This window comes from Providencia rettgeri, assembly GCF_023205015.1.
In the GTDB taxonomy this organism is placed as follows: domain Bacteria; phylum Pseudomonadota; class Gammaproteobacteria; order Enterobacterales; family Enterobacteriaceae; genus Providencia; species Providencia rettgeri_E.
The window spans coordinates 3,333,607-3,347,262 of the sequence record NZ_CP096258.1; the positions used below are offsets into that span (position 1 = coordinate 3,333,607).

The window sequence follows — 13,656 nt, forward strand, 5'->3', positions numbered from 1 at the left end:
AATCATATTGTTTACCATTTTTCTTATTTTTGTTTTGAACTCATATTGATTAATTGAGGTTAACTTATGCGAAAAAACAGAGGGGTGTTACCTCTGGCTCTGTTAGTTCTTTCAGGTGGCTTGGCTTTATCTGGTTGTAACGATGAACAACAAGGTGGCGGAGAACGCCCGGCGCCTGAAGTAGGAATTGTTACGCTTAAAGCCGAACCTCTGACTCTCAAAACCGAGTTACCAGGCCGTACATCCGCATTTCGTGTTGCCGAGGTTCGCCCTCAGGTTAGTGGCATCATTTTAAAGCGCAACTATAAAGAAGGTAGCGACGTAGAAGCAGGAACATCTTTATACCAAATTGATCCTGCACCATTCCAAGCAACCTATGACAGCGCAAAAGCGGAGCTAGCAAAAGCACAAGCGAATGCAAATCTGGCTGCCTTAACGGTGAAGCGTTATAAACCATTATTAGGAACTAATTACATTAGTCGTCAGGAATACGACCAAGCAACCTCAACCTATGCGCAAGCACTTGCTGCCGTCAAAGCGGCTGACGCAGCGGTTGAAACTGCACGTATCAACCTGAATTATACCAAAGTCACCGCACCGATTAGCGGCCGTACTGGCAAATCGAATGTGACTGAAGGGGCTTTAGTATCATCAGGGCAAACCACTGAATTAATGCGAGTTCAGCAACTTGACCCTATCTATGTAGACGTAACGCAATCGAGTGACGATTTTTTACGTCTGAGAAATGAGATAGCGAAAGGTGCTGTGCAGCAAGAATCAGGGCAAGCTCCTGTCCGTTTGATCAATAATAACGGTCAAGAATATGCTCAAAAAGGCGTTCTAGAATTCTCTGATGTCACTGTTGATGAAACAACAGGGTCTATCACGATGAGAGCCATGTTCCCTAACCCGAACAAAGAGTTACTTCCAGGTATGTTTGTTCGTGCTGTATTAGAAGATGGTGTTATTGATAATGCGATTCTAGTTCCGCAACAAGGCTTAACTCGTACGGCTCAAGGAACTTCTCAAGTCATGGTTGTTAATGCTGAGAATAAAGTTGAAGTCAGACAAGTTAAAGCAGGACAAGCAGTTGGCAACAAATGGCTGGTAACTGAAGGTCTACAAGCAGGTGATCGTGTCATTGTCATCGGCTTACAAAAAATCAAACCAGGAATTGTTGTGAATCCTAAGGAAGCAAACTTAGAAACGCAATCCATAGACAATCAGGCAAAACCTGAAGAAAAGTCTAAATAAGGGAGCGGCTGATTAATGCCTAAGTTTTTTATAGAAAGACCAATTTTTGCGTGGGTAATTGCAATTATCACCATGCTTGCTGGTCTGTTGGCAATTATCCAGTTACCTGTTTCACAGTACCCGACCATCGCGCCACCAGCTGTTTCTATTTCAGCTAACTATCCAGGAGCGGATGCTGAGACGGTACAAAATACAGTAACGCAGGTTATCGAACAGAATATGAACGGTATCGATAACTTGGTATATATGTCATCGAGCAGTGATTCATCAGGTTCTGCTAGCATTACGCTGACATTTGAAGCAGGAACTGATGGTGATATCGCGCAAGTACAGGTGCAAAATAAATTGCAACTGGCAATGCCATTGTTGCCACAAGAAGTTCAGCAACAAGGTATTAGTGTCGATAAATCAACTAGTTCATTCTTAATGGTTGCGGGTTTCGTTTCTAGCGATGGCTCAATGGGGCAATACGATATTGCCGACTACGTAGGGTCAAATATTAAAGACCCTCTTAGCCGAGTTAACGGTGTAGGTGAAACCCAGCTGTTCGGTACCCAATATGCAATGCGTATTTGGTTAAAACCAGAGCAACTCGTTAAGTACAACATGACCACTACAGATGTCATTAATGCGATCAAGGTACAAAATAACCAAGTCGCAGCAGGGCAACTCGGTGGAGCACCTTCTATTGCAAATCAGCGTTTAAACGTATCTATCATTGCGCAGACACGTTTAAATAGCCCTGAAGAATTTAGCAATATTTTATTACGTGTTAACCAAGATGGTTCTCAGGTACGTATTAAAGATGTTGCTGATGTTCAATTAGGTGCTGAAAACTATAGTACGATTGCCCGCTTTAATGGTAAGCCAGCAGCAGGTATTGGTATTAAACTGGCAACTGGTGCGAACGCATTAGATACATCTAATAACGTTCGTGCTGCGCTTGAGGAAATGAAGCCTTTCTTCCCTCAAGGATTAGAGATTGTTTATCCATACGATACAACCCCATTCGTTAAAATTTCGATTAACGAAGTAGTTAAAACGTTAGTGGAAGCAATCATGCTGGTTGTTGTCGTTATGTATTTGTTCCTACAAAACATCCGTGCAACGCTGATACCAACAATTGCAGTACCTGTCGTATTGTTAGGTACCTTTGCTATCTTGTCGGCATTTGGTTATTCCATAAACACCTTGACCATGTTCGCGATGGTACTCGCCATCGGGCTTCTCGTCGATGACGCCATCGTCGTTGTTGAGAACGTTGAGCGTGTTATGCAAGAAGAAGGCTTGTCTCCAAAAGAAGCGACCAAAAAATCAATGGGTCAAATCCAAGGTGCATTAGTCGGTATTGCAATGGTTCTATCTGCGGTATTTATCCCAATGGCCTTCTTTGGAGGTTCTACCGGAGCAATTTATCGTCAGTTCTCTATTACCATTGTATCATCCATGATCTTGTCAGTACTGGTTGCGATGATCTTAACGCCAGCACTGTGTGCCACCATGTTGAAGCCAATTGAAAAAGGCAGCCATGGTAGTCAAAAAGGGTTCTTTGGATGGTTTAACCGTACATTTGAAAAACAAGCACACCACTACACCGACAGTGTAAGCCGTATGCTTAACGGCACTGGCCGTTATTTAGTGATTTACCTGCTGTTAGTGGTTGGTATGGCGTTCATGTTCGTCCGCTTACCGTCTTCCTTCTTACCCGCGGAAGACCAAGGGGTATTCTTGTCGATGATCCAGTTACCACCAGGCTCAACACAAGAACAAACCCAAGCGGTATTGGATGAAGTGAATAACTACTACCATACCGAAGAAGCCAAAAACGTTGAATCGGTCTTTACCGTTGGGGGCTTTAGCTTCGCCGGTCAAGGACAAAATATGGGTCTCGCTTTCGTCGTTCTGAAAAACTGGAGCGAACGTAAAGGCGATGAAAACCACGTTGATGCGATTGTACAGCGCGCGAATATTGCACTGTCACAAAAACAAGAGGCATTGATTTACGCCTTTAACCTACCCGCAATTGTTGAGTTAGGTACCGCAGACGGGTTTGACTTTGAGTTAGTCGATAAAGGTAACTTGGGGCATGATAAATTAATGCAAGCCCGTAACCAGTTACTTGGATTAGCGGCTCAGCACCCAGAAATGCTTCAAGGTGTTCGTCCAAATGGTCAGGATGATACCTCGCAATACCGTATTTATATTGACCAACAAAAAGCACAGGCTCAAGGTGTTGCTATCAGTGATATCAACGCAACATTGAGTTCTATGTTTGGTGGAAGCTACGTGAATGACTTTATCGACCGTGGTCGTGTGAAGAAAGTTTACGTACAAGGTGACGCAGAAAGCCGTATGTTACCTTCTGACATTAGTAACCTGTATGTTCGTAATAACCAAGGTAAAATGGTTCCGTTCTCGGCCTTTATGGACGAATCCAAAGATCCTTGGAAGTATGGTTCACCGCGTTTAGAGCGTTATAACGGTGTCCCTGCGATGAACATTCAAGGCCAAGCAGCTCCTGGGAAAAGTACGGGTGATGCGATGCTGTTAATGGAAAAACTCACCACTGAAAACCTGCCTGAAGGAATTGGTTACGAGTGGACAGGTATGTCATATCAAGAACGCTTAGCAGGTAACCAAGCCCCTGCTCTGTACGCAATCTCCTTGATAGTGGTCTTCCTGTGTTTGGCGGCTCTCTATGAAAGCTGGTCAGTTCCATTCTCAGTTATGTTAGTCGTTCCATTGGGGATTATTGGTGCATTACTGTTTACCAGTGTTCGTGGTCTAGACAACGACGTTTACTTTAAAGTGGGTCTCTTAACAACCATTGGGCTCTCGGCGAAAAACGCAATCTTGATTGTTGAATTCGCCAAAGACTTGATGGAGAAAGAAGGTAAAGGGTTAGTCGAAGCAACGCTGAATGCAGTTAAAATGCGTTTACGACCAATTCTGATGACATCTTTAGCATTTATGTTAGGTGTTATCCCTCTGGTATTTAGTAACGGTGCAGGTTCAGCATCCCAGAACTCAGTAGGTACTGGTGTTCTTGGGGGAATGTTTGCCGCAACCTCATTGGCTATCTTCTTCGTACCTGTCTTCTTCGTGGTGATCCGCCGCCGCTTTACCAAGAAGTCAGAGGATATTGAACACAGCCATCCACCAACAGCACAATAATTGCTGATAGGTAAATTGAAAAGAGCCACATAAGTGGCTCTTTTTTTTGTGTATTAATTCTAACTTGCTGCAGACCGCCTCCCCTTTCAAGCTAATCAGTATCTGTGCCTTCGCTCTCTTGATAACCCAAATAGAGACGTCTGATAACCAAAATAGAAACACACCTTGGTGCGGCTAGAATGGAAATATCGTGTTTCATCTAGGTCAATTGAGGGTCTGCGTATCATATTTTATTAAACCCAGATAATTTTTGATTATTAAGACAAGCCACTCCGTGCATTATACTTTTAATCATAAAATGGATTTTTACAGCAAGGAGCTAATAAAAATGAAGAAAACCATATTATTCACTCTATTAACTTGTACTTTATATCACCACTCATCATTGGCCGGATCCCCTGATATTTCTAAGGCAAAGGTCATTAATATAGAAGCCCCTCTAAAAAACAACATTTCATTTAATACATTTGAAAGTCTCTCATCTAATGACGATGGCTTAATTTTTAATAATGATATTAACAGTAATAACAAACTTAATAATAAGGCAGCAAGGCTTATTTTTGCAGAAGTTACAGGGACTGAAGCAAGCCAACTGCAAGGAATATTAGGTATTAAAGGGCAGCGCGCTAACCTTGTTATTGCGAATCCTAATGGCATTTCATGGAAAGATGGCACCGTTGATAATATTAATAGCCTCTCCTTAATTGCCGGTAAGTTTGAAAAAAAATATGTGAAAAACAAAGATAAAGATAACCAGCTCGAACCCCAAAAATTGGAAGACTATAACCAATTGAAGTTTTCAACGCAGCCAGCTAGCCAAATCAGTATTAGTCAGCAGCAAGGCAACCCAATTCAACTAGCAAAATTAAATGTCGTTGCAGACCAAATAAAGCTGCAAAATTCCCTTAATATTCACTCTGCCATACAAAACTATATCAGCGCATCTGGCAATAGCACCCTTTCCCCTAGTGAAGGCATTGTCAAATACAGCTCAAAATTCAAAACTGATATTCCATATATTCAAGGTAATCATTTAGAGCTAAATGAACAGGCTACATTGACAGGACGTAACATTGTGCTTGAAAGCCACCAATATCAATGTAAAGACAGTTTTCTTTGTCCACAAAATAAAGTCGATATTCAAGGGGTTATAAATACGATGAGTTTCTCTGTACGTGGAGATGCAGATATTATATTTTCAGATAAAGGCATCATAAAAATAGGGAAAAATCAGCAAGCCCTTATCGCTAAAACAGCGAACTAATTTTAATTTAGCCTACAAAAAATAACGGCCTCTAAAAGAGGCCGTTAAGATGAATTTTGATACTAAATTACATCCAGACAAACCAAGCAAACAATGAAATAACTAGGATACAGGCCACATTCAATACCGCACCGACACGTACCATCTCAATCTGCCTAATATAGCCTGAACCAAACACAATCGCATTTGGTGGTGTAGCAACAGGTAACATGAATGCGCAAGATGCACCAATACCGATGATCATTGTTAAGACAATCACAGGCATACCTAATGCTTCAGCAACGGTTGCAAAAATAGGTACCAATAAAGCTGCGCTCGCTGTATTACTAGTAAACTCAGTCAGAATGATGATAAAAGCAGTAACAGCAAGAATAATAACGAACCAGTGGCTTTCACCAAATGTCATTTGCATCCAGTCTGCCATGATTTTACTTGCGCCAGAAGAGCTTAAGATTGCGCTGAGTGTTAAACCTCCACCAAACAGCATCAATACGCCCCACTCAGTATTTTTTTGAATTTGAGACCAACTAGCTACGCCAGTTATACCAATTAAGATAGCTGCAATCATTGCAATAACGGTGTCTAAATCTTTCACACCACCTAACGCATCACTAATGAAAGTACTGGTGATCCAGCAAACAACCGCAAACAGGAAAATCCCCATTGCAGTAATACGTTTACCATTCCATTTCACATGCTCTAATTCAATTTCAAAGCGATGTTTTAAGTTAGGTCGAAGCATCATGTACATCAATACGAACATCATAGGCAGCAACACTACCATGATTGGAACACCGTATTTCATCCAGGATAAGAAATCTAAACCTAAAGCTGCTGCTGCAATTGCGTTTGGTGGGCTACCGACAATCGTACCTAAACCACCAATACTTGCACTATAAGCAACACCTAATAGAACAAACACAAAAGTATTGCGCTCATGGCGGACATCAAGATTAGACAGTATACCTAATACTAACGGCAGCATCATTGCTGCGGTCGCTGTGTTACTAATCCACATAGACAGTAACGCGGTTACACCAAACAGTAATAGTACCGCTACTGATAAACGCCCACGAGCAGCCATAAGTAAGCGATTAGCAATTAGCCTATCAAGACCTTGGATATGTAGAGCTGTCGCTAGCGCAAAGCCACCGAAGAATAAGAAAATGATTGGGTTTGCAAATGATTTCAATGCCTCCCCTGTATTCATCAGCCCTAAGCCGACGGCTAAGATAGGAATACACAATGCAGTAATGGTGACGTGGATAGCTTCAGTTAACCAAAGCACACCAATGAAAACCATCATTGCAAGACCTGCATTCGCTTTGTCATCGAATGGTAAATATTTTAGTAATAGAATTAATAATACGATATCAACAGCTAAGATTATCCACCCTCGTTTGTTCGAGGGCGTAGGGCTCACTGATGGTGTTAACGATTCTGAAGCGTCCATGTTTACTCCATAGCTTTGGAAGCAAGTTTAGTTTTAGCGCGTGCATATTGTTAATAGTTATTTATAAGGAGTGAAATATAGAGTTAATTTATTGAGATGAAAATGTGGATAACCTAAAAGTGAGATCTACCCCGCGCAATTTAATTCATTTTTCGTTTAATCAACAAGAAATGTTTTATTTTCCTTACAAAAACCAAGCTAGGAGTCGCTCCAGCGACACAAAAGACTACAAAACCGACCATTCAGTTTTAATTACCAAAAAAAAGCAATAAAAAAGATAAATTTAAGAATAATCAATACACTTAAGTATTATACTCAACACTTTAATTTAAATTTGGCTATTTTATTAGCCAGCACTGATGGATGGCTAATCTATCACAATTTATAATATATGCCCGATGTAAAGAGGGGGATTTATTAAAGGGGAATGGACAATGCGCTGATTGCTAAATGTACTCTCATCGTTATTCAACGACACTGTTGAATCTGCCAGCTGTAACAATTGATTTTCATTTCTCAGTGCGATTTCTTCACTACTTTTATCAAATTTACTGGTTTCGGACAAAAAAACACCAGTAAGCCCATAGTTTTCTACTATCGCTTTTACTTTGATTTCTTCTGTTGAATTTAAAAACCGCAGTTGCAAATGCTGATACTTTTCAGCATTTAGTTCAAAAGCCTTATTAATTAATAACATACTATTAGTGTTGATATCAGTAAGAATAAGATCATCGTTAAAACGGCTTACAACTAATGATCCCATATCATCTACAGGTAAAACGAGAGTATCGGTTAAATAATCACTTGCATGATTATTAATAACAATCACTTGATAATGTAGCCAAGCCGCTCGGGAAATAACATAGCTATCTTGTTCATTTCCAGCGCTCAAGACAATATTTTTGACATTATCAATAACGGGAGGATTAATGATGTCTTTTTGATTTCCACCTTTAATGAGCAATGAAGAGAGAAACCCTCTTTTATTACCATCTGCATGAGCAATCGCACTATCGTGATATAAAATTTCATTATTTGAAGTATACATGAGCAACCCGTCAGCTAATTTTTTGACTGCTTCAAATCTCATGTTAGGGTATATTTCATACAAAGATGGTAATGAAGCTGGGTTATACATTTTATTTCCAGTAAAAGCTTTCTCTAACTCGATAGTTGTTGCTAAAGGCTGCCAATAAAGTCGCTTACTTGATATATCATAAATAATAGCAGCAGACGATTTATTATCTATTCCTAAATATTGTAATGTGTTTTTAGAGGATAACTGGTGAGCAATAATAATATTTCCATTATCATACCAAGCAGGTATAACTTCATTATTATCCATTCTTTTAAGGCCAAGTAATAAATATGAATTCATTTTATTATTTACTTCCTTTAAATTTCCCCACCAGACCACATTTTTATCAAACCAATTTTCATTTATTGCAAAGTTATTCATTTCTCCTTTAGCTGTAATTTGATTAACAATACCATCTTGATTAATAACAAGGAGTATCCCGTGAGAAAAAACAATACTATCTACATTAGAAACCTCAATGTACTTAACTTGTTGCTTACCTATTTGAGATATATTAGGAGCAGAACCAACCTGACGATAAATCAGGCTATTATCTTGACTATAAAAATAAAACACCTCATTATCATTTTCATCAATTAGATTCGCGACCAATATAATATCTTTAGGTTGACTTAATTTATTGAGGCGCGTATTTTTGTTATCCATAGAGTCTAAATAAGAAATGACATTTGACTTAATAACCGTACCATCGCCAGATTTCAGCCAATCGTGATAAACGCGGTTATTCTTATCAACACCGGTGATGAGTATTATTTCCGCGAAATTTGATGGGTTTGCATTTTTATCACTAACGAGTTTTTCATGATCCTTCACTGATAGTAGATACTTATCTAAAACCTGTTCTAACATTTTCTTAGGTATTTTATCTTGCCCTTCAGATAATCGGTAGTATGTTAACTCATCAACAGAAATACCAATGAGTATAATGTTATCGCCGTCAATCATATAGGTCACAACTTGCGGTAGATCATGATCTTGATAGCGACATGAAAAATAAACAGCTCCATTGTTTTCCCATAGATTCATTAACTCAAAAGAATTTCCCTGATTATTAATTAGCATATACTTGGATTTTATTTTATTATCTGAATTAATCGCCCATATTAAATTGTATTTTTTAGAATAAAGATAAAATAAATCACCAATAATAACAAAAGAGTCCGCGCTGTTCGTTTTATCATCAGAAGAATGAGTGAAAATATAACGACCTGTGGATACCTGATAAAATGCACGCCCCACATTCCTCCCCTTATATTGATAATTTTCAATTATTATATATTGGCTATTAAACTTGTGTTGAGAATTTAACTTATCCAAATGTGCAGATAATTCATCCCCCTTACCTGCCCACTTATGACCATCTTCACTAATAAGATAGTAACCTAAATTCAAAAAATCAATTTTATAAATCTCATTATTATTATTAATATACAATATATTATCTTTAGACATTGATGGCGAAAAATTAACTTCTACTCCAGAAATAACAACTTTATTATGATGGATTATTATTTCATTATTTTCAAAAAACGCGCCATCAATAAACCAATTAGAAGGTGATTTAGAACCAGATTCATCAAATAATGTAATTTTCGTTCCTAATTGAGGTGCTATTTTATATACCCCACCATTTCCCTTAATAGAATAATTCAACTTTCCGTACCATTCATTAGGAATTTTAGGAACAACCACATAACGATAGTTATCATCCAGATTTACTTCTATTGGTGTATCTACATACTCATGGAATATTTGTGTTATTGTATTCTCACTTGGAAAAATATAAAAATCATAGTCAAATTTATCTGTGTTTTCTAAGCGACGAATAATATCAAATCCATTATCATGCCGTGTTGTTGCACCAGGCCACAGATTATAATTATATTTAATGTAAGATTTAGGTGTCGTTGGTAAAACAACTATTTCAGCCTCTAAATAATCAAATTCTCTATAGCTATTTGAATAACCAATACCTTGACGTATGTTTAGAGCTTGTTGCCGGTCATGAAGCATTGTAGGGAAATTACCGGCCCAAAAAATATAATTTTTTCGCCCTCCCCCTGCAGAATGTGAAGTTGTTCTATAAATATACTGGCTATCAAATTCTATTTGGTTATTTTTAAGATCTATTCTTTTAAACACCGCACCAAATTTTGGTGTTGCTATTTTTTTCTTAGTCAAATAGTCATATCCATTACTTTGATAAGCTTGATCTAACATATAAAAATAATGGCCGACAGATTTTGCATCTTCACCTATAACGACAAAATTACGAGCTAAACTTGTGAAGCCAATACTCAAACCAGCGCAAATAACGCCAGCTCCACTCATAAATGTTGATACCCCGCTAGCCCCTAGAAGCCCAGCTCCTAAACTCGCACCACCCGTTATCAAGTTTGCTGAGTCAAAGGCAAGTTGTGTACCAAAAATAACCTTCTGTGGTTCGTTTTTTGCTTGGGATAGCTCATATACATCAATACCAACTAATGCACCATTGAATAAAATCGCTGTACTTTCATTCGCTGTTCGCACCAATGAGGAAGAAAAAATATTAATGGCTTTAGACTCTACTGTTAAATTATTTTTTAATCCTTTTCGAATAACCCCTATAATTTTAGATAAATCACTCATTATGCCGTGTGAGATCATGCCATGATTAATATAACCATGTATTTTTAGAGCAATGGCTAAATTAAAACCATCAGTTTCGATTGGTTTAATACTATTATTTTCATCCGAATACCATTGAATGAGTGATTGAACAGCAATTCCCGTATTTAATCCATCAAAAGTGTGAGTGTCACTGCTAAACTCTTTTAGCTTAATATCGTTTTCTTCAAGATGGGAATACGCTTTAAATCCTTCCATCTTTTTATTATAGTAATGGTTAAACTCTAAAAAAGTGGTATCTTCCGTTTCTACCCAATGACTTTTTTCTGGATCGTCATAATTAACGAACTGTAGACGATATTTTCCATTCTTTGTTTCTTGTAAAGTAGAAAAAATAGGGATCCACTTTTTCGTCATTTGATACTCAAATAACAAACCTTTTATTGAATTATCTAGCCTGTCCCCCCATTGTTCTGCCTCTAAAATGCTGAGAGTTCCTTGTAACTGGAGGTCATTTTTTATTGTATCCTGCTTTTCAATGACTCGGCGGCTCTCTTGCTCTCTTTTAGCTAACTGACTAAGTTCATTTGAATCACTTAAGTGACTTACTTTTAAACCATTACCAACAGAGACAATCGCCATATCTTCAGTTGAAATTGTAATAATTTCAAAGTGAGGTTTTTTAGCGCTACCAAATGCCGAATAAAAATCAGCCATTTTGTGTTCAACCATATACATTTTAAAAGCGATGAAGAGTTCTTGACTGCTATTAAATGTAAATAGCCCAAAGTTAGGGTCATAAAAATAGTAATGTGATTGGTCATTTCCCACCACTTTTCCAATCAGCATGGAATGATTTTGGCTATTAATCGCAAACATTACTGTTTTTTCCCCTACATCCAATAAATTTTGCGTCTCTTCAATTCCCATCCGGCCATGAGAAAAAGAAGCTTCAACCGCATCAACATTTGAATGGAGCTTCTCTAGCGCTGATTTAAGTAGTATTGAGTCTTTATCTTTTGGATTCGCAGAAGCAATAAATAGCTTATTAATTAATACATCTGCACCATTTTGTCCATCTCTAGCTAATGCTACAGACATTGCTCTAACTAATGGATAACATCGCCCCTTAGTTTCTCCCCCCATAAGTGACAAATAGAAGTCTTGTGGCATTAACCGGTTTGATAGGCTATTAAAGGAATAAAACAACTTGCTGACTTTACTTGTTTCGCTCAATACATACTTTATGTATTCTTCATGGCTAATTTCACTAATTCGTCGATACAATGCCCCACGCTCTATCGGGCTAAGCTCCAATGTTAAGTACAACTTTTTTAATTCTAAAGACGACATTTTTCTATTAATACCTGAAATATTTACTTCATTAAAATCTTCCATACCTTCGCTAAAACGTCGTCTAAATGGAATATTGTTTGAATTCTTATGCACAAAAACTAAATTTTCATAACGCTCATTAACCGTTTTTTTGTTTTCATCACTTCCTCCTTGAATAATCAGCTCCCCTGTCTTTACAACCGCATTCATTCCATATTTTTCTTTTAGCTGCCACCATAACCAACTACGTTCAACTTGTCGGGCTTCTACCAAAGCTTTACTGTAACGGTTTTGATAAAGGCTAATGTAGATATCACTCTGTATTATTTTTTGTTGTAAAGCTTTGATTTGTAATCTTTCACTGACTGAGGTTTTAGATAATTGTTTTATTTTATGTCTCCACCTATTTTGAACCTCATCTAATATTGAAATGTTTCTATTCAATTTTTTATAAATTACTGCATTCAAATCTCTCCACGTATTATTTATGGTACTTTCTAGAGAATCTTTATCTTGAATATAGAGACCACTATCTATTTTCTTCACTTCGATATTTAGCTCATTTGCTAATGACAATGTTTCTTGGTGTACTGCATCTCTATATTTTAGAAATTCTTTTTTATTATTAACTTCCTTACTAGGTGATTTTTGTACTAACCGACTATTTTCTCTTAATATTAAGGTTTTTTTTCCTTCATAATATTTTGTCTCTTGCCTTTGGTAGTATAGTTGCCATTCATTATTAATATACTGCATGTAAGCCGTTGCATTTCCACTTTCCTTACCTTTAATATGGTAATCCTTATAATCAACTGCCATGACAACATTGTCATATAATATAGAACTATTAGTACGGCAATCATGATACACCCGATAATGATCTTTATCATAATCAGTGATAATTAAAGAATGTTTATCTAGCGTATCTGTAAATAAAAAGAAACTGTCTGATGGATTTTTAGGAATATCAATATAGTATGGATAGAAATGGCTTTGGTCGGTTTTGTTATAACTCAAAAAATAGCTATTAATTGTAGGCTTATTTTTACTATCATTTAAATACCTCACAACATAACGTTTATCTTTTGTTTTAATAAATTCCACTTTTCCTTTTTCAACAATACCACTCGAATTTATTAACTCACTTGTGTCTATCGTTAATTTCTTTGACACCTCTTTTAAATTGGCTATTTTATTGCTGCGAATAATATTATTTTCTGTAATAGTTACTAATGATTTAGTTTTATCATTTTTCATATTCATTCCTTTGAATATATTATATAAGTGAACGGAAAAGCGGAAAAGCGGAAAAGCGGAAAAATAAAAATAGTTTATTATTAATAGAAAAACCACTACTGGCTTACAATTTCAGACAGACTTCTATTTAACAATAAAGTTGTTTTATATGTTGATTAGAGGGGGGGATATCATTGATTCAAAAAAAATGGGAAGCTTTCGCTTCCCATT

General features: G+C 37.2%; 5 protein-coding genes. 3 read left to right on the forward strand and 2 right to left on the reverse strand.

Going from position 1 to position 13,656, the window contains the following annotated elements; genetic code table 11:
- The first annotated feature begins 66 nt into the window (after positions 1-66).
- From M0M83_RS15215 to M0M83_RS15225, 3 genes are all read left to right on the forward strand, one after another.
- On the forward strand, positions 67-1,254 hold the full coding sequence (locus M0M83_RS15215) for an efflux RND transporter periplasmic adaptor subunit (RefSeq protein WP_213913889.1): 1,188 nt from the start codon (positions 67-69) through the stop codon (positions 1,252-1,254).
- Between the two features lie 15 nt (positions 1,255-1,269).
- Positions 1,270-4,428, forward strand: a complete 3,159-nt coding sequence (locus M0M83_RS15220) for an efflux RND transporter permease subunit (RefSeq protein WP_125891585.1) — start codon at positions 1,270-1,272, stop codon at positions 4,426-4,428.
- 328 nt (positions 4,429-4,756) lie between these two features.
- On the forward strand, positions 4,757-5,692 hold the full coding sequence (locus M0M83_RS15225; protein ID WP_248466861.1) for a filamentous hemagglutinin N-terminal domain-containing protein: 936 nt from the start codon (positions 4,757-4,759) through the stop codon (positions 5,690-5,692).
- Between the two features lie 67 nt (positions 5,693-5,759).
- Here M0M83_RS15225 and M0M83_RS15230 read toward each other — a convergent pair whose 3' ends face one another.
- Entirely contained in the window at positions 5,760-7,145 is a 1,386-nt protein-coding gene (locus M0M83_RS15230) for a DASS family sodium-coupled anion symporter (protein WP_213913888.1), read from the reverse strand.
- Positions 7,146-7,527: 382 nt separating this feature from the next.
- Entirely contained in the window at positions 7,528-13,446 is a 5,919-nt protein-coding gene (locus M0M83_RS15235) for a TcdA/TcdB pore-forming domain-containing protein (RefSeq protein ID WP_248466862.1), read from the reverse strand.
- Between the last annotated feature and the right edge of the window lie 210 nt (positions 13,447-13,656).